The 18115-nt window shown below is 72.8% G+C and carries 16 protein-coding genes and 2 pseudogenes; 4 read left to right on the plus strand and 14 right to left on the minus strand.

The window, feature by feature from the left end:
• Positions 1-88: 88 nt before the first annotated feature.
• Entirely contained in the window at positions 89-2614 is a 2526-nt protein-coding gene (locus N8I86_RS18090; protein ID WP_073901053.1) for an ATP-dependent Clp protease ATP-binding subunit, read from the minus strand.
• Positions 2615-3044: 430 nt separating this feature from the next.
• Between N8I86_RS18090 and N8I86_RS18095 the strand changes: the two genes are divergently transcribed.
• On the plus strand, positions 3045-3695 hold the full coding sequence (locus N8I86_RS18095; RefSeq protein WP_263278227.1) for an SCO3374 family protein: 651 nt from the start codon (positions 3045-3047) through the stop codon (positions 3693-3695).
• 23 nt (positions 3696-3718) lie between these two features.
• Here N8I86_RS18095 and N8I86_RS18100 read toward each other — a convergent pair whose 3' ends face one another.
• From N8I86_RS18100 to N8I86_RS18145, 10 genes and pseudogenes are all read right to left on the minus strand, one after another.
• Positions 3719-4054 carry a histone-like nucleoid-structuring protein Lsr2 gene (locus tag N8I86_RS18100; protein ID WP_073901057.1) on the minus strand — a complete coding sequence of 112 codons (336 nt, stop codon included), beginning with the start codon at positions 4052-4054 and terminating at the stop codon, positions 3719-3721.
• Between the two features lie 205 nt (positions 4055-4259).
• Positions 4260-4793, minus strand: a complete 534-nt coding sequence (locus N8I86_RS18105) for an amino-acid N-acetyltransferase (protein ID WP_073901059.1) — start codon at positions 4791-4793, stop codon at positions 4260-4262.
• 9 nt (positions 4794-4802) lie between these two features.
• Positions 4803-5201: a BlaI/MecI/CopY family transcriptional regulator gene (locus N8I86_RS18110; RefSeq protein WP_107423860.1), complete on the minus strand. Its 399-nt coding sequence runs from the start codon at positions 5199-5201 to the stop codon at positions 4803-4805.
• 199 nt (positions 5202-5400) lie between these two features.
• Positions 5401-5583 carry a hypothetical protein gene (locus tag N8I86_RS18115; RefSeq protein WP_073901063.1) on the minus strand — a complete coding sequence of 61 codons (183 nt, stop codon included), beginning with the start codon at positions 5581-5583 and terminating at the stop codon, positions 5401-5403.
• A gap of 134 nt (positions 5584-5717) precedes the next feature.
• Positions 5718-6368: pseudogene (locus N8I86_RS18120) on the minus strand (hypothetical protein); the annotation flags it as partial.
• A gap of 157 nt (positions 6369-6525) precedes the next feature.
• Complete coding sequence (locus N8I86_RS18125; RefSeq protein WP_053656451.1) at positions 6526-7323, minus strand: type III pantothenate kinase; 798 nt, start codon at positions 7321-7323, stop codon at positions 6526-6528.
• 5 nt (positions 7324-7328) lie between these two features.
• The gene (gene nadC / locus N8I86_RS18130; protein WP_123437502.1) at positions 7329-8306 is read right to left on the minus strand and encodes a carboxylating nicotinate-nucleotide diphosphorylase; all 978 of its coding nucleotides are present in this window, start codon (positions 8304-8306) and stop codon (positions 7329-7331) included.
• Between the two features lie 5 nt (positions 8307-8311).
• The gene (locus tag N8I86_RS18135) at positions 8312-10033 is read right to left on the minus strand and encodes an L-aspartate oxidase (protein WP_073901069.1); all 1722 of its coding nucleotides are present in this window, start codon (positions 10031-10033) and stop codon (positions 8312-8314) included.
• Complete coding sequence (gene panC, locus N8I86_RS18140; protein WP_073901071.1) at positions 10030-11031, minus strand: pantoate--beta-alanine ligase; 1002 nt, start codon at positions 11029-11031, stop codon at positions 10030-10032. The genes N8I86_RS18135 and panC overlap by 4 nt, the downstream gene beginning before the upstream one ends.
• Positions 11028-11999 (minus strand): Rossmann-like and DUF2520 domain-containing protein, encoded by a 972-nt coding sequence (locus N8I86_RS18145; RefSeq protein WP_263278229.1) that lies wholly within the window; start codon positions 11997-11999, stop codon positions 11028-11030. The genes panC and N8I86_RS18145 overlap by 4 nt, the downstream gene beginning before the upstream one ends.
• A gap of 217 nt (positions 12000-12216) precedes the next feature.
• On the opposite strand from N8I86_RS18145, the gene N8I86_RS18150 reads away from it, so the two are divergent.
• Positions 12217-13398, plus strand: a complete 1182-nt coding sequence (locus N8I86_RS18150; RefSeq protein ID WP_263278230.1) for a threonine aldolase family protein — start codon at positions 12217-12219, stop codon at positions 13396-13398.
• Positions 13399-13436: 38 nt separating this feature from the next.
• Here the strand turns inward: N8I86_RS18150 and N8I86_RS18155 are convergent, their stop codons facing one another.
• Complete coding sequence (locus tag N8I86_RS18155; RefSeq protein WP_073901075.1) at positions 13437-13643, minus strand: hypothetical protein; 207 nt, start codon at positions 13641-13643, stop codon at positions 13437-13439.
• A 100-nt stretch (positions 13644-13743) separates the two neighbouring features.
• On the opposite strand from N8I86_RS18155, the gene N8I86_RS18160 reads away from it, so the two are divergent.
• Positions 13744-14886, plus strand: coding sequence for a DUF5937 family protein (locus N8I86_RS18160; RefSeq protein WP_263278231.1), 1143 nt, complete (start codon positions 13744-13746; stop codon positions 14884-14886).
• 37 nt (positions 14887-14923) lie between these two features.
• Here the strand turns inward: N8I86_RS18160 and N8I86_RS18165 are convergent, their stop codons facing one another.
• Positions 14924-15601, minus strand: a complete 678-nt coding sequence (locus tag N8I86_RS18165) for a response regulator (RefSeq protein WP_073901077.1) — start codon at positions 15599-15601, stop codon at positions 14924-14926.
• A 48-nt stretch (positions 15602-15649) separates the two neighbouring features.
• Complete coding sequence (locus N8I86_RS18170; RefSeq protein WP_123437498.1) at positions 15650-16855, minus strand: sensor histidine kinase; 1206 nt, start codon at positions 16853-16855, stop codon at positions 15650-15652.
• Positions 16856-16973: 118 nt separating this feature from the next.
• Between N8I86_RS18170 and N8I86_RS18175 the strand changes: the two are divergent.
• Positions 16974-18071: pseudogene (locus N8I86_RS18175) on the plus strand (SAM-dependent methyltransferase); the annotation flags it as partial.
• Positions 18072-18115 lie beyond the last annotated feature (44 nt).

Here is an 18115-nt window from a genome sequence, read left to right on the forward strand (position 1 = left end):
CTGAGGCAGCCGCAGGGCGGCGTATCACCCGGGCATGCGAAAGGGGCCGGTGCGAGAGCACCGGCCCCTTGGGGCATCGCCCGGACGCCTAGGCGTCCTTGCTCAGGTTCGGACCGGCACCGCCGGCCGCCTGCTCGATCGGCGGGACGTCGGGCAGCGCCGACTTCTCCTCACCGCGGAACGTGAAGGTCCGGGCGTCGCCCTCGCCCTCGGTGTCCACGACCACGATGTGACCGGGACGCAGCTCGCCGAAGAGGATCTTCTCGGAGAGCGTGTCCTCGACCTCGCGCTGGATCGTGCGGCGCAGCGGACGCGCGCCCAGCACCGGGTCGTAGCCCTTCTTGGCCAGCAGCTCCTTGGCGGACTGGGAGAGCTCGATGCCCATGTCCCGGTCCTTCAGGCGCTCGTCCACCTTGCTGATCATCAGGTCGACGATCCGCAGGATGTCCTCCTGCGTCAGCTGCGGGAAGACGACCACGTCGTCGACGCGGTTGAGGAACTCGGGGCGGAAGTGCTGCTTGAGCTCGTCCGACACCTTGTTCTTCATGCGCTCGTAGTTGGTCTTCGTGTCACCCGCGGCGGCGAAGCCGAGGTTGAAGCCCTTGGAGATGTCCCGGGTGCCGAGGTTGGTCGTCATGATGATGACCGTGTTCTTGAAGTCCACGACCCGGCCCTGGGAGTCGGTCAGGCGACCGTCCTCCAGGATCTGCAGCAGCGAGTTGAAGATGTCCGGGTGGGCCTTCTCGACCTCGTCGAAGAGGACGACGGAGAACGGCTTGCGGCGGACCTTCTCGGTCAGCTGGCCGCCCTCTTCGTAGCCCACGTATCCGGGGGGCGAACCGAAGAGACGCGACACCGTGTGCTTCTCGCTGAACTCCGACATGTCGAGGGAGATCAGCGCGTCCTCGTCACCGAAGAGGAACTCGGCGAGCGCCTTGGACAGCTCGGTCTTACCGACACCGGACGGGCCGGCGAAGATGAACGAGCCACCGGGACGCTTCGGGTCCTTCAGACCGGCACGCGTACGGCGGATCGCCTTCGACAGCGCCTTGACGGCGTCGACCTGGCCGATGACCCGCTTGTGGAGCTCGTCCTCCATGCGCAGCAGGCGGGAGGACTCCTCCTCGGTCAGCTTGAAGACCGGGATGCCCGTGGCCGTGGCGAGGACCTCGGCGATCAGCTCGCCGTCGACCTCGGCGACGACGTCCATGTCGCCGGCCTTCCACTCCTTCTCCCGCTTGGCCTTGGCGGCCAGGAGCTGCTTCTCCTTGTCGCGCAGGGAGGCGGCCTTCTCGAAGTCCTGCGAGTCGATCGCGGACTCCTTGTCCCGGCGGACGGCGGCGATCTTCTCGTCGAACTCGCGCAGGTCCGGCGGCGCGGTCATCCGGCGGATGCGCATCCGGGAACCGGCCTCGTCGATCAGGTCGATCGCCTTGTCCGGCAGGAAGCGGTCCGAGATGTACCGGTCGGCCAGGGTGGCGGCCTGGACCAGCGCCTCGTCCGTGATGGAGACGCGGTGGTGCGCCTCGTACCGGTCGCGCAGACCCTTGAGGATCTCGATCGTGTGCGGCAGGGACGGCTCGGCGACCTGGATGGGCTGGAAGCGGCGCTCGAGGGCCGCGTCCTTCTCCAGGTGCTTGCGGTACTCGTCCAGCGTGGTCGCACCGATGGTCTGCAGCTCACCGCGGGCCAGCATCGGCTTCAGGATGGAGGCCGCGTCGATGGCGCCCTCGGCGGCGCCCGCACCGACCAGCGTGTGCAGCTCGTCGATGAACAGGATGATGTCGCCGCGGGTGCGGATCTCCTTGAGGACCTTCTTCAGGCGCTCCTCGAAGTCACCGCGGTAGCGGGAGCCGGCGACCAGGGCGCCAAGGTCCAGCGTGTAGAGGTGCTTGTCCTTGAGCGTCTCGGGCACCTCGCCCTTGACGATGGCCTGGGCGAGGCCCTCGACGACGGCGGTCTTGCCGACGCCGGGCTCACCGATCAGCACCGGGTTGTTCTTGGTACGGCGGGACAGCACCTGCATGACCCGCTCGATCTCCTTCTCGCGCCCGATGACCGGGTCGAGCTTGGACTCACGAGCGGCCTGGGTGAGGTTCCGGCCGAACTGGTCCAGGACGAGGGAGGTCGAGGGGGTGCCCTCGGCCGGGCCGCCGGCGGTGGCCGTCTCCTTGCCCTGGTAACCGGAGAGCAGCTGGATGACCTGCTGCCGCACCCGGTTGAGGTCTGCGCCGAGCTTGACCAGGACCTGGGCGGCGACGCCCTCGCCCTCACGGATCAGGCCGAGCAGGATGTGCTCCGTGCCGATGTAGTTGTGGCCCAGCTGAAGAGCCTCGCGGAGCGACAGCTCCAGGACCTTCTTGGCACGGGGGGTGAAGGGGATGTGCCCGGACGGGGCCTGCTGGCCCTGGCCGATGATCTCCTCCACCTGCTGGCGGACCGCCTCAAGCGAAATGCCGAGGCTCTCCAGGGCCTTAGCGGCGACACCTTCGCCCTCGTGGATGAGACCCAGGAGGATGTGCTCGGTGCCGATGTAGTTGTGGTTGAGCATCCGGGCTTCTTCCTGAGCCAGGACGACAACCCGCCGCGCGCGGTCGGTGAACCTCTCGAACATCGTTAATCGCTCCTCAGAGCGGTCAGGCAGTGGGGGGAACTTCCCCTCCCTGTCCTTCCGCAGCTTAGTCCCGCAAGCGGGGACCGCTCATTCCAACTGCCGACACCGTCGATGGCCTCCTGACCCCGAACGCCGACATCTGCTCCAACCCGATGGTGCGAGACGATGTTCCCGCAGGCCAGGCAGTTACCCCAGTCGCCAGTACGCCGATGGCGAACGTGAGACGCCCCGGCCTGCGTGTCGCCCCCTCCCACTAGGCATGTCTTACCCGCTGGGACGGACACTCCATGCCGCGCGCACCGGTTCGCTCCGCTATGGGCGAACAACCTTGCGCCTCCCCCGTGCCCCACGCGCCCCCTCGGTCGGCACTCCTCGCGCCCGGAAGGGCACTCAGCGTAACCCGGGGCCCCTTTCCGAGGTTGCATGGGGCATGGCTGGCTCGGCCCGCACGATCCATACGCTCCCCTTTCCCCGGCGGCCCCTCGACGCGGGGCCGGAACCGGTCCCGGCCCGGGTGTCCGAGCCGGCCGATCCGGACACCCGGGCCCGGCTCTGGTACGAGAACGATCTGGGGTGGCCGACAGTGCCCGGGCGGCCGCTGCGGCTGCGCACGGGGGTGCGGTTCGACGTGCTGGACGTTCCGGCCGAGGCGGGCGCGGGCGCGCTCCGGCATCTCGCTCCGGACTCACCGGTGGCCCTGTGGGGGGACCGGATGCGGCTGCTGGTGGCCGCGGGCAGCTCCGAGGAACTGCCGGGACTGCTGGACTGGCTGGAGTGGAGCGCCGTAGCTCTCGACCTGCGGGCCCTGGGGGCGGGCGGCTCGATGGCCGCCCCTCTGGCGCCGACCGCGCTCATGACCGCCCAGCGGGGTGGTTCCGTGCAGGGGGCCGCCGTGTGGCTGCGGCCCCCCAAGCCGGGGTGCGGGGTCGAGGCCCCGCTGCCGGCTCTGTCGGCCGTGGGGCGCGAGGGGAGCGCCCCCGATCTCGTACGACTGGTGGACACGGTGGCAGCGCGATGTCACCGGATCCGGCTGCGGCGCGCGTGCGCCGTACCGCCCGCTCGCCGGCGAGGCCGGCCCTAGGCGTTCCCACGGGTCCCGCGGAATCAGCCGTTGGCCTTCTCGTAGGCCTCGCGGATCGACGCGGGAACACGGCCCCGGTCGTTGACCTCGAAACCGTTCTCCTTGGCCCAGGCGCGGATCGCCGCGGTGTCCTGGTTGCCACCGGAAGCGGCACGGGCCTTTCCACGGCCTCCGGAAGCACGGCCACCGGTACGCCGGCCACCCTTCACATACGGGTCGAGAAGGCCGCGCAGCTTGTCCGCATTGGCGGTCGTGAGGTCGATCTCGTAGGTCTTGCCGTCCAGCGCGAACGTCACGGTCTCGTCCGCCTCGCCGCCGTCGAGGTCGTCGACAAGAAGGACCTGAACCTTCTGTGCCACCGGATTTCCTTTCATCGATAACGTTCAGGGTCAGGGGGTTGTGCAGCGTCCGCCGTTTCGCCACCCCTGTTATATGCAGTACTGCAGTACGTCGGAAAGCAAACCGCTTTTGCCGGAAAAACACAAACCCCTGGGAGAGGACCGGCGGACTGCCGACGTCCGGAAACATGCGCGTTTCGGACATAGGCCACCGGGGCAATGACGATCACAGATGCAGAAGCATCCGGCTGTTGCCCAAGGTGTTCGGTTTCACTCGTTCGAGACCGAGGAACTCCGCGACGCCCTCGTCATAGGAACGCAACAGCTCGGCGTACACGTCGGTGTCGACCGGTGTCTCGCCGATCTCGACGAAGCCGTGCTTCCCGAAGAAGTCGACTTCGAAGGTCAGGCAGAAAACCCGGCGAACGCCGAGCCAGCGTGCGGTCTCGAGCAACTTCTGCAGCACGCGGTGGCCGACGCCGGCGCCCTTGAGCCCTGGCTTCACGGCCAGAGTGCGGACTTCCGCCAGGTCCTCCCACATGACGTGCAGGGCTCCGCAGCCGACCACCTCGGCGTTGTCGTCGCGTTCCGCGACCCAGAACTCCTGGATGTCCTCGTAAAGGGTGACCGTGGCTTTGTCGAGCAGGATGCGGCCGCGGACGTAGGCGTCGAGGAGGTCGCGTACGGCCGGGACATCGCTGGTCCTGGCCCGCCGGACGGTGATGGCATTTGCGGAGACTTCGGGACGCTCTGCGGACATGAGCGGACGCTATCGCCCGGTGCCGTCCTCGGCCGAGCCGGGGTTCTCCTCTTGCCGGACTTCGGGCGCTTCCTGGGTTTCTTCCGGTCCCTGGACGATCCGTACGGCGTCCCGGAGGGCCTGGCGCTGTTCCTCGCTCATCATCCCGAAGAAGGCGACGAGAGCGGCCGCCGGGTTGTCGCTCTGCGACCACGCGTCGTTCATCAGGGCGGCGGCGTACGCGGCCCGTGTGGAGACGGCCTCATATCGATAGGCCCGTCCTTCGGCCTCGCGGCGCACCCAGCCCTTCTGATGGAGATTGTCCAAAACGGTCATGACGGTGGTGTACGCGATGGACCGTTCCTGCTGGAGGTCTTCAAGGACTTCTCGAACGGTCACCGGGCGGTTCCACTTCCACACCCGCGTCATGACCGCGTCTTCGAGTTCTCCCAATGGGCGAGGCACGCTCAGAACAATAGTGGGAGATCCGGGCAATGGCGTGCCGGACGTGCACCAATCCGGCGAATGCGAACAAAAAGGGCGCACGACTCGAAGGGTGCCGGAGGTGCCGAGGGCACGGCGGCACGGAGTCGTACGCCGGTGAGGGGCGCCCGCGGGCGCCGCGGGCTCAGGCCCCGCCGCTGCCCGCGGGTGTCTGGCGCGCACCCTCCGCGCGCGCGAGCGCGGCGTCGACGGCGGCGTCCTCCTTGGCCTTGGCGGCCCCGCCCTGGGTCTTCACGATCACCCTGACCACACCGATGAAGAAGGCGGCCATGACGATGGGGGGCACGAGCGCGGAGACGTAGTCCATGCGACCAGGGTAGCCACGCGGGGCGGCACGAAAGGGGCGGGGTACGCCGAACCACCCCTCGGCGCGCCCCGGCCGCCGGGGCAGGTGGCCGGTGGCCGGGACCGCAGGGGGTCAGCCGGCTGCCAGGTGGTCGGTGGCGGTCGCGCCCGACGGGGGTTCGGCTTGCGGCGCGGGAAGACCTCGCCCGGGGTCGGGATGGGGCGCTTCGGGGCGGCCGGTTCCCCGGCGGGCCGCTCCCGGGGGGCAGGGGCCGGCTTGGGCGCGGGCTTCGGTTCCTGAGGGGGCTCCGCGGGCCGTTCCTCGCCCTGCCGGACGACGGAGACCCCAGGGGCCCCGCACTCTCCTCCACCGCCCGCGAGGGCCAGCAGACGGGTGCGTGCGGCCGGTACGGCCGGTGCGGGGACCTTGCGCGGGCCCTGGGCGAACCTGGCCCGTACGTCCCGCTCGGCCAGCGCGCGGCAGCGGTCCAGCAGGGCGGCCGCCGCGGGATTCCCGCGCAGCGCCCGCAGCGCGGCGAGGTCGTCCGGTGTCGGCCGGTGCCCGGTGCCCAGCACCTCCTCCAGGAGGGCGAGATAGCCGGAGACCGCGCCCGGCAGGGCGGCGCGGTACCGGTCGAGGTCGGCCACCAGGAAGGCGCGCAGTCTGACGCCCTCGCGCGTCGCCTCGTCGAGGGACTCGGCGAGTCGGAAGCAGTCCTGGACGTCCTCGGCGGACGCCTGGCCGGGGTGAAGGGCGAGGGCGAGGGCGCGGCGGAGCACACGCAGCTCCTCCACGCCGAACGCCATGCCGCCGCGGGATCCGTATGGCGTGGGCATGCGGCGACGCTATCGCTAATCGGACAAAAGTTACGGATCGGGATGTTGTGTCGAGGCGTGTCGCCCGCGCTTTCCCTCGGCCGGGGCCACCCGGCGCACCGGCGCCCCCGAGGGGGCGCCGGTCACGTCACAGCCGCGAGACGTTCCGCTCGTACACCAGGCGCAGGCCGATCAGCGTCAGCCAGGGCTGGTGCTCGTCGATCACGGAGGACTCGCCCAGCACCATCGGCGCAAGACCGCCCGTGGCGATCACGGTGACGTCGTCCGGGTCGTCGGCCAGCTCGCGCGCCATCCGGCTGACGACCCCGTCGACCTGTCCGGCGAACCCGTACACGATGCCCGCCTGCATGGCCTCGACGGTGTTCTTGCCGATCACGCTGCGCGGCCGGGCCACCTCGATCTTCCGCAGCTGCGCGCCCTTGACGCCGAGCGCCTCCACGGAGATCTCGATGCCGGGCGCGATGACGCCGCCGACGTACTCCCCGCGCGCGGAGACCGCGTCGAACGTGGTCGCCGTACCGAAGTCGACGACGATCGCCGGGCCGCCGTACAGCTCGACGGCCGCGACCGCGTTGATGATCCGGTCGGCGCCGACCTCCTTGGGGTTGTCGGTGAGGATCGGCACGCCCGTCTTCACCCCCGGCTCCACGAGGACGGCGGGCACGTCGCCGTAGTAGCGCCGGGTGACCTCGCGCAACTCGTGCAGCACCGACGGGACGGTCGCGCAGATCGCGATGCCGTCGATGCCGTCGCCCAGCTCGTCGCCGAGCAGCGGGTGCATGCCCATGAGGCCCTGGAGGAGGACCGCCAGTTCGTCGGCGGTGCGACGGGCGTCCGTGGAGATGCGCCAGTGCTCGACGATGTCCTCGCCGTCGAACAGACCGAGGACGGTGTGGGTGTTGCCGACGTCGATCGTGAGCAGCATGGCCGTTACTCCGCCTCGCGCAGGTCCAGGCCGATGTCCAGGATCGGCGAGGAGTGGGTGAGGGCGCCTACGGCCAGGAAGTCCACACCGGTGTCGGCGTACGCGCGCGCGGTGGCGAGCGTGAGCCGTCCGGACGCCTCCAGCAGTGCCCGGCCGTCGACGATGCCGACGGCCTCCGCGCACTCGACGGGCGTGAAGTTGTCGAGCAGGATCAGGTCGGCGCCGGCCTCCACGACCTCGCGCAGCTGGTGCAGGGTGTCGACCTCGACCTCGATCGGGACCTCGGGGAAGGCCTCCCGTACGGCCTTGAAGGCCTGCGCGACGCCGCCGGCCGCGACCACGTGGTTGTCCTTCACCAGCGCGGCGTCGGAGAGCGACATGCGGTGGTTGACGCCGCCGCCGCAGCGCACCGCGAACTTCTCCAGCGAGCGCAGGCCGGGCGTCGTCTTCCGGGTGTCCCGCACCCGCGTCCCGGTGCCCTCCAGCGCGTCCGCCCACGCGCGCGTGGCGGTCGCGATGCCGGACAGGCGGCACAGGAGGTTCAGGGCGCTGCGCTCGGCGGTGAGCAGGTCGCGCGTCCGCGTGGTGACCGACAGCAGCTTCTGCCCGGCCTCGATCCGGTCGCCGTCCTCGACGTGCCGCTCGACCTCGAACTCGTCCGTGCACACCACGGAGAGCACGGCCTCGGCGACCCGCAGGCCGGCCACGACGCCCGCCTCGCGCGCGGTGAAGTCGGCGGTGGCCACCGCGTCCTCGGGGATGGTCGACACGGTCGTCACGTCGACGCCGCCGGCCAGGTCCTCCTGGATGGCGACGTTGGCGACGTCCTCGACCTCGATCGGGTCGAGTCCGGCAGCGGCCAGCAGCTCGGCGAGCGCGGGGTCGAGCCCGCACTCCAGGTACTCCTCGTCACCCTCCGCCCCGCAGGCGCAGCCGTCGCCGCAGCCGCCGGTCGGGGCGAGGGGAAGGTCGTCGGTGCTCACGTCTGTCACTGCTCCTGGGGGCGCTGGTCGGTCCGGGTAGGGGGGAAGTCTGCGGTGTCGGTGGTGCCTACGGCCAACGAGCGGTCCGGGTTGAGCCGTACGACGATGTGGCGGCGCCAGCGGGTGTCGTCGCGCCCGGCGCGGTCCTCGCGCCAGTGGCAGCCGCGGGTCTCCTCGCGCAGCCGGGCGGCGGCGACCAGGACCCGGCCCACGCACAGGAGGTTGGTGGCCTCCCAGGTGTCGACTCCGGGCTCGGCGGTCTTGCCGTTCTCGTCGAGCGCGTCGCGGGCCTCGCTGTGCAGCCGCTGGAGCTGGTCCGCGGCCCTTGCCAGTGACTCCTCGGAGCGCAGCACGCCGGCGCCCTCGGTCATGATCCGCTGGATGGCGAACCGGGCCTCGGGGGCGAGCAGCGGGTGCGCGGGCCGCTCCGGGTCCGGTACGGGCTCCGGCACGCGCGCGTGGAGGCCGTTCCCCGCGTGGGAGGCGGCGATGTCCGCGGCGATGCGCTCGGCGTAGACGAGCCCTTCGAGGAGCGAGTTGGAGGCGAGCCGGTTCGCCCCGTGCACGCCGGTGCACGCGACCTCCCCGCACGCGTACAGCCCGGGGACGGTCGTACGGCCCCGCGCGTCGGTGCGCACGCCTCCGGAGGCGTAGTGGGCGGCCGGGGCGATCGGGATGGGCTCGGTGACCGGGTCGATGCCGTTGGCGCGGCAGGCGGCCAGGATGGTCGGGAAGCGGTGCTCCCACATGTCGGCGCCGAAGTGCCGGGCGTCGAGGAACATGTGCTCGGCGTCCTGCTCCTGCATGCGCCGCATGATGCCCTTGGCGACGATGTCCCGGGGCGCCAGCTCGGCCAGCTCGTGCTGTCCGGTCATGAAGCGCACCCCGTCGCCGTCGACCAGGTGGGCGCCCTCGCCGCGCACCGCCTCGGAGACCAGCGGCTGCTGTCCCTCGGCGTCCGTGCCGAGGAACAGCACGGTCGGGTGGAACTGCACGAACTCCAGGTCGCTGACCTCCGCGCCGGCGCGCAGCGCCAGCGCCACGCCGTCGCCGGTCGACACGGACGGGTTGGTGGTGGCGGAGAACACCTGGCCCATGCCGCCGGTGGCGAGAACCACCGCGGGGGCGTGCACGGCGCCCACGCCGTCGTGCTGGCCCTCGCCCATCACGTGCAGCGTGACACCGGCCGTGCGGCCCTCGGCGTCGGTGAGGAGGTCGAGCACGAGCGCGTTCTCGACGGTGCGCAGTCCCCGCGCGCGTACGGCCTCGACGAGCGCGCGGGAGATCTCGGCGCCGGTCGCGTCGCCGCCCGCGTGCGCGATCCGGCGGCGGTGGTGGCCGCCCTCACGGGTGAGTTCGAGCCGGCCCTCGGAGGACTCGTCGAAGTGGGCGCCGGTGTCGATGAGCCGCCGTACCGCGTCGGGGCCCTCGGTGACGAGGATCCGCACGGCCTCCTCGTCGCACAGGCCCGCACCCGCCACGAGGGTGTCCTCCAGGTGCTGTTCGGGGGTGTCGCCCTCGCCGAGGGCGGCGGCGATGCCGCCCTGCGCCCAGCGTGTGGAGCCGTCGTCCAGGCGGGCCTTGGTCACCACGACCGTGGTGAGTCCGGCGGCCTCGCAGCGCAGCGCCGCGGTCAGGCCGGCCACCCCGGAGCCGACGACGACCACGTCCGCGGAGATGGCCCACCCGGGTGCGGGCGCGTGCAGTCGTATGCCTGTGCTGGTCACGAGGCGGCTCCGAGGGATCCGAAGGTGAGGGGGAGGTTGTCGATCAGCCGGGTCGAGCCGACCCGGGCGGCGACGGCGAGCACGGCCTCGCCGGTGAAGCCGTCGTCGATGTCGGTGAAGTCGGAGGGGTCGACCAGGGCGAGGTAGTCCAGCTTGAGCGGCGGGTCGAAGCGCACGGCCTCGTCCAGGACCTGGCGGGCGGCGGCGCGGACGGCCGCCGGGCCGCCGGGCGCGGCGGTGGCCACCGCGTGCGCGTCGGCGGCCGCCCGGGACTCCCCTATGGCGCTGAGCGCCTCGGCACGCGCGTGCGTGGAGGGCACTTCCCTGGCACGCGCGCGCAGGGCCTCCTGGGCGGCGTGCCGGTCGCGGCCCGCGAAGAGCGCGCGGGACAGCGCGAGCGCGGTGAGGCGCTCGTCGGGCGAGAGGTAGCGGTTGCGGCTGGACAGGGCGAGCCCGTCCTCCTCGCGCACGGTGGGCACGCCGAGGATCTCCACGCCGAAGTTCAGGTCCCGCGCCATGCGCCGGATCAGGGCCAGCTGCTGGGCGTCCTTCTGCCCGTAGAGGGCGACGTCGGGGCGGGTGAGGTGCAGCAGCTTGGCGACGACGGTGAGCACGCCGTCGAAGTGGCCGGGCCGCGAGGCGCCCTCCAGACGTTCGCCCATGGGGCCGGCGGAGACGCGCACCTGGGGTTCGCCGCCCGGGTAGACCTCGTCCACGGACGGCGCGAACACGGCGTCGGCGCCCGCCTGCTCGGCGAGCTTCAGGTCGGCGTCGAGGGTGCGCGGGTAGCGGTCCAGGTCCTCGCCCGCGCCGAACTGCAGCGGATTGACGAACACCGTGACGACGACCTCGCCGTCCGGCCCGGCGATCTCCCGCGCGGTGCGGATCAGGGTGGCGTGGCCCTCGTGGAGGGCGCCCATGGTCATCACGACGGCCCGGCGCCCGCGGCGCACGCGCGCGTGCAGTTCGTCGGCGGTGCTGAGCAGGACGGTGGTCATCGGTCGTTCCCCTCGGTGCCGTCGGTGCCGTCGGTGCCGTTCGTGCCGCTGGGGCCGTTCGTGCCGCCGCCGTGGGCGAGCACCCCGAGCAGGTCCTCGGCGAGCTCCGGCTTCAGCAGCCCGTGCGCGAGCGCGCGGTCGGCGGTCGCGCGGGCCATCGCCAGATAGCCCGCCACGGCCTGCGGGGCGTGTTTGCGCAGCTCCGTGACGTGCGCGGCGACCGTGCCGGCGTCCCCGCGCGCGACCGGCCCGGTGAGAGCCGCGTCCCCCGAGCGCAGGGCGTTGTCCAGGGCGGCGCCGAGCAGCGGGCCGAGCATCCGGTCGGGTGCCTCCACCCCGGCCGTGCGCAGCAGCTCCATGGACTGGGCGACCAGGGTGATCAGGTGGTTGGCGCCGAGGGCGAGGGCCGCGTGGTACAGCGGGCGGTTCTCCTCGCTGATCCACTCCGGTTCGCCGCCCATCTCGATGACCAGGGCCTCGGCGGCCAGGCGCAGTTCCTCGGGCGCGGTGACGCCGAAGGAGCAGCCGGCCAGGCGCTGCACGTCGACGGGGGTGCCGGTGAAGGTCATAGCCGGGTGCAGGGCCAGCGGCAGCGCGCCCGCGCGCAGGGCGGGGTCGAGGACCCGCGCGCCGTACCGGCCGGAGGTGTGCACCAGCAGCTGTCCCGGCCGTACGGCGCCGGTGTCGGCGAGCCCGGCGACCAGGCCGGGCAGGGCGTCGTCGGGGACGGTGAGCAGTACCAGGTCGGCGCGTACGAGCACCTCGGCGGGCGGCACCAGGGGCACGCCCGGGAGCATCGTCTCGGCACGCCTGCGGGAGGCGTCGGAGACCCCGGAGACGGCCACCGGGCGGTGCCCGGCGAGCTGGAGGGACGCGGCCAGCGCGGGGCCCACGCGTCCGGCGCCCACGACGCCTACGCTGAGCCGAGCGGGGCGGTCCTTGAGGTCTTGCTGGTGGACTGTACTCACGCGACGGCGGCCTTCCCGTTCCAGTCCGCTTCGGGTACCGGACGATGTACCGAACGATTTCTCGTCATGTTAACGCTATCGGGTCGGACGGCGGCCGGTTGTCCACAGGCTGTGGGTTTCTGCACACGCGTACGGCACCGCTCCCCCACGCGCGCGGCGCCGCTCGCCACGGGAAATCCGGCTGTGCGCCGGGCACCGGCGAAGGCATGATCCGTACATGACTGATACGGCGGCACAGGGCGGGGAACAGCGGACCGGGCAGGCCGGGCAGGAGCACAGGCGGGAGCGGCGCCTCACCGCGATCGCGAAGGCGGAGCGCGTGCTGGCGCGCCCCGGTGCCTACCGCACGGTCGGCGAGCGTCTGACGCACCTCCAGCAGACGGCCGGTGAGGTGTACGACACGGACCGGCTCGTGGACGTGTACGGCAACCGGATCGTGGCCGACCTGGAGGAGCGGGTCGCGGCCCTGCTCGGCGCCGAGGCCGCCGCGTTCTTCCCGACCGGCACCATGGCCCAGCAGGTGGCGCTGCGCTGCTGGGCGGACCGCACCGGCAACCACACCGTCGCCCTGCACGCCCTCGCCCACCCCGAGGTGCACGAACGGCAGGCCTTCAGCCGGGTCAGCGGGCTGCACCCGGTCCGGTTGACGAGCGAACCCCGGCTCCCCACGGCCGCCGAGATCCGGGACTTCGAGGAGCCCTTCGGGACGCTGATGCTGGAGCTGCCGCTCCGGGACGCCGGCTACGTGCTGCCCACCTGGGACGAGCTGACCGGTGCCGTCGAGGCCGCGCGGGAGCGCGACGCGGTGGTGCACTTCGACGGCGCGCGCCTGTGGGAGACCACGGTCCACTTCGGGCGCCCGCTGGCAGAGATCGCCGCACTGGCGGACAGCGTCTACGTGTCGTTCTACAAGTCGCTCGACGGCTTCGGCGGCGCCGCGCTGGCCGGCCCGGCGAGCCTGGTGGAAGAGGCGAAGACCTGGCGGCACCGCTACGGCGGCATGGTCTTCCAGCAGTTCCCCACCGTGCTGTCGGCGCTCATCGGCCTGGAGCGCGAGCTGCCCCGGCTGCCGGACTACGTCCGGCACGCGCGCGTGGTCGCCGGCGCGCTGCGGGACGGCTTCGCCGCAGCGGGCGTGCCGTGGGCGCGTGTGCACCCCGGGGAGCCGCACACGCACGAGTTCCAGGTGTGGCTGCCGTACGACTCCGAGGTCCTGACGGAGGCGGCGCTGTGCCAGGCCGAGGAGACGGGGACGTACCTCTTCGGCGGCCACTGGGAGCGGAGCGGGCCGGGGCTGTCCCGCACGGAGGTGTCCGTGCGCGCCGAGGGCCTGGAGTGGAGTGCCGAGGACGTGCGGGCGGCCGTCGCCGACTTCGCGCGCCGGCTGCCCGGCACGTAGTCCGCGCGCGGCGCGCCGAACCGGTCCCGCGTGCGCCGCTATGGCGTGCGCGGACGCAGCAGACGACGCAGCGCGTACCGCACGCGCTTGCCCGCGGGGCGTCCGGCGATCACCGCGCGGAAGCGGCGGCGGTCGCGCAGGGCGCGCAGCACGTCGAGGTCGTGACGGCCCGGCGCGGGCGGTTCCGGCTCGCCGTGCAGACGGGCGCGGTGGGTGTCGAGGAGGTATTGCTGGGTGATGCTCATGGCGGATCAGCCTGCTCCCGCACCGGGCGGATGTCCCGTGGATTGACGGCTGCCGTCAATCCGTGCGGGCGGTGTCGGTGGGCCGGTGCACGATGGGGGCATGAGCGTGACCATCGACATCACCGGGCTGGCCGCCGACACGGGCGCGGCCGGCGGGAGCACGGCCGAGAGGTGGCGGCGGGTGTCCGTCGTGCCCTCCCCGCTCGCGGAGCTCGGGATGGCCCTGCACGCGCTCAGCGAGCCCGGCCACCACCCCGAGCTGCAGGGCTGGGCGACGGCCGTCTCGTCGCGGCTGGGACCCTGCCTGGCCGACCGGCTGTGCGAGGCGGACTTCCTGTGGCGTACGACGTTCTCGGACGTGTTCGCCCCATTCGCCGGCATCCCCGGCGGCCGCGAGATCCCGGGTGCCACGCTCGCCGAGGAACTCGACCAGCTGGACAAGCTGACCGACGGCCAGTTCGTCGCCGCGGCACTGGAGTTCACCTGCCACCCCCGGTACCACCTCCGGGCGGACGGCCCGCTGGAGGACCCCGGGCTGCGCAGACGCTCCCTGGAACTGGCCGCCGCGCGGGGCGCCGTGCAGGAGCGGTTCACCCGCCGCCTGCTGGAGGACCCGCCGGCCGTCCGCGCCTGGTTCCGGCAGCTGATGCTCGACTGCGACGAGGCGTTCTTCGCCGACACCTGGGCACGGATCCAGCCGCAGCTCGCCGCGGACGCCCGGCACCGGACCGAACTGCTCCGCCGCAAGGGCCTCGGCGAGGCGCTGACCTCGCTTTCGGCGGCCGTCTCGGTGGACGAGGAGGCCGGCCTCGTCACGGTGGACAAGCTCCTGGCGGGCCGCACGGCCACCGGCGACGGCGGCCTGGTCCTGGTGCCCACCAGCCTCGGGCGCCCGCACCTGCTGGTCCTGCACCGCTACGGCTGGCAGCCCTCGATCACCTATCCGGTGCACGGCGTCCGCCCGCAGGCGCCGTCCGTGGAACAGCTGACGCGCCGTCTGGAGGCGCTGGCCCACCCGGTGCGGATACGGCTGTGCCGGCACCTCGCGCGCGGGCCGCACACCACGGGCGAACTGGCCGACGCGCACGGCATGTCGGCCCCGGAGATCTCCCGGCACCTCGCGGTGCTGAAGAAGGCGGGCCTGATCACCGACTGCCGCCAGGGCCGGTACGTGCAGCACCAGCTGGACCTGTCCGCGGTGGCCCGGCTGGGCAGCGACTTCATCGAGGGCGTCCTGCGCTGACGGACGCCCCCACGCGCGTGGTCGCCGGCGGCGGCCGTCAGCCGTGGCCGCCCGCGCGCACCAGACCCGTCTCGTACGCCAGCACCACGACCTGGACCCGGTCGCGCAGACCGAGCTTGGTCAGGATGCGGCCCACATGGGTCTTCACCGTCGCCTCGCTCAGCACCAGCCGGGCCGCGATCTCGCCGTTGGACAGGCCCTGCGCCACCAGCACCATCACCTCGCGCTCCCGGTCGGTGAGCCGCTCCAGCTCCTTGTGCTGGGGCTGCTTTCCGCTGGAGGGCAGCATCGGCGCGAAGCGGTCGAGCAGGCGCCTGGTGGTGGAGGGCGCCACCACCGCGTCACCGCTGTGCACGGCGCGGATGGCGGCCAGCAGCTCGCCGGGCGGCACGTCCTTGAGCATGAACCCGGAGGCGCCCGCCTTGAGCCCGGAGAAGGCGTACTCGTCCAGGTCGAAGGTGGTCAGGATGAGCACCTTGGGCGGGTCGGGCTCGACGCAGATGCGCCGGGTGGTCTCCACGCCGTCGAGCTTCGGCATGCGGACGTCCATCAGGACGACGTCGACGGCGCCGGCGGCGGCACGCAGCACCTGGAGGGCCTCGACGCCGTCGCCCGCCTCCGCGACGACCTCCATGTCCGGCTGGGCGGCGAGCACCATCCGGAACCCGGTGCGCAGCAGCACCTGGTCGTCGACGAGCATCACGCGGATCGTCATCGGGTCTCTTTCGTTCGGGGCGGGCGTTCGTTCGGCGGCGCGAGCGCGTCAGGAGGCGGGTTTGAGCGGCAGCAGGACGCTGATGCGGAATCCTCCGCCCGGGCGCGGGCCGGCGTCCAGGGTGCCGCCGACCATCCCGACCCGCTCGCGCATGCCGATCAGGCCGTGCCCCTGGCCGTCCGCGCCGCCCTCCTCGTACAGCTCGTGCGGGGCGCCCTTGCCGTCGTCCTCCACGAGGAGGCCGAGCCCGTCGTCGAAGTAGACCAGCCGGACGCTCGCGCCGGCGTTGGGGCCGCCGTGCTTGCGGGTGTTGGTGAGCGCCTCCTGCACGATCCGGTAGGCGGTCAGCTCCACGCCGCTGGGCAGCGGACGCGGGGTGCCCTCGACCTTGAAGTCGACGGGCAGGCCGGAGGTGCGGCACTGGTCGACGAGGTCGTCGATCTGCTCGACGTCGGGCTGCGGGACGTACTCCCCGCTCTCCTGGTGCTCCCCGGTGCGCAGCACGCCCAGCAGGCGGCGCATCTCGGCGAGGGCCTGGCGGCCGGTGGAGGAGATCGTCTCCAAGGCCTTCCTGGCCTGGTCGGGGGCGGCGTCGAGGACGTAGGCGGCGCCGTCGGCCTGCACGACCATCACCGACACGTTGTGTGCGACGACGTCGTGCAGCTCGCGCGCGATGCGGGCACGTTCGGCGGCGACCGCCACCTTCGACTGCGCCTCGCGCTCCTTCTCCAGCCGGGCCGCGCGCTCCTCCAGCTGGGCGAAATAGGCCCGCCTGGTGCGCATGGAGTCGCCGAGCACCCAGGCCAGGGCGAACGGCACCGTCTGGAAGACGGCTATCGCGATCTGCCCGGCGAAACTGCTGTGCTCGTCCGGCCAGCGGATCTGCGCGAGGACCGCCGCGCAGAGACCGGCGGCCAGGGCGAGCCGGGAGGCCCAGCGGGCCCCGATCGCCGCGACCGTGTAGGTGATCACCAGCATCGCGAAGTCCGCGGCGGTCGTCTCGACGTCCAGGACCAGCTGGGCCAGTCCGGTCGCGAGGGCGAGCAGCAGCATCGGCTCGGGGTGGCGGCGGCGCAGCGCGACGACGACGCACAGGACTGCCGACACGGCCATCCCCTCGGCGATCGTGCCGTGCCGGCCGGCCACCCCGTGCTGATTGACCACGCTCAGGCCGGACAGCCCGAGCAGGACGACGGCCCAGAAGGTGTCGACCCAGGTCGGGTGGCGGCGGAGGAAGTCGTAGAGGCGCTGCACGTAACCCAGAGTAGGGAAACCAGATGTGTGCAGGGGTCAACCGGAGGACCGATCCGTACCCCGCACGTGTACTCCGCAAGGTGGAGGACGTGATCATCTGTGCGCCTAGTCTGTTCCGGTGACGGATGGGACGACCGCGGGAGCGCAGGGCCCCCGCGCGGGCGACGGCCCGCGCGGCTGGCGGGCGGCTGCCGGTACGGCGCTGTACGGGCCCGGCGGCTTCTACCGGCGCCCGGAGGGCCCGGCCGGGCACTTCCGTACGTCCGTGCACGCCTCCCCGCTGTTCGCGGGTGCCGTGGCCCGGCTGCTGTGCCGGGTCGACGAGGCGCTGGGCCGGCCCCCGGTGCTGGACTTCGTCGACATGGGGGCCGGGCGGGGGAGCTGGTCGCCGGGGTGCTGGCCGCCCTGCCCGCCGAGGTGGCCGCCCGCGCGCGCGGGTACGCCGTCGAGATCGCCCACCGTCCGGCCCGCCCGGACGGACGGATCACCTGGCTGAGCGAGCCCCCGGAGAGCGTCACCGGGCTGCTGTTCGCCAACGAGTGGCTGGACAACGTCCCCGTGGACGTCGCCGAGGTGGACTCCGCGGGCGTGCCCCGGCTGGTGCTGGTCGCGGACGACGGCTCCGAACGCCTCGGGGCGCCCGTGGACGGCGCGGACGCGGACTGGCTGGCGCGGTGGTGGCCGCTGCCGGCCGAGGAGGGGCTGCGGGCGGAGATCGGACTGCCCCGGGACCGGGCCTGGGCGGACGCCGTCGCCACGGTGGCGCGCGGGCTCGCGGTGGCCGTGGACTACGCGCACACCCTGGACACGCGCCCCCCGTTCGGCACGCTCACCGGCTTCCGGGAGGGCCGCGAGACGGCGCCCGTGCCGGACGGCTCCTGCGACATCACCGCGCACGTGGCCCTGGACGCGTGCGCGGCGGCCGGCGCGTCGCACGGCCTCGCCGAGCCGGCCCTGGCGGGCCGCAGAGTCCGCGAGAGCCGCGGAGCGACACGGAAGCGGCGCGCGGGCTGCCCGCCGCGCGCCTTCTCACGCAACGCGACGCCCTGCGCGCGCTGGAGATCACCGGCGCACGCCCCCGCTGGCGCTGGCCTCGACGGACCCGGCCGCCTACGTGCGCGCGCTGGCCGGTGCCGGCGAGGCCGCCGAGCTCACCGCCCCGGGCGGCCTCGGCGACTTCGGCTGGCTGCTCCAGCCGGTCGGCGTCCCCGATCCGCTCGCCTGAGGCCGGCCGGCGCGCCCGCCGCCGTCGCCCACGTG

It is taken from the genome of Streptomyces albidicamelliae (assembly GCF_025642175.1).
Classification (GTDB): domain Bacteria; phylum Actinomycetota; class Actinomycetes; order Streptomycetales; family Streptomycetaceae; genus Streptomyces; species Streptomyces albidocamelliae.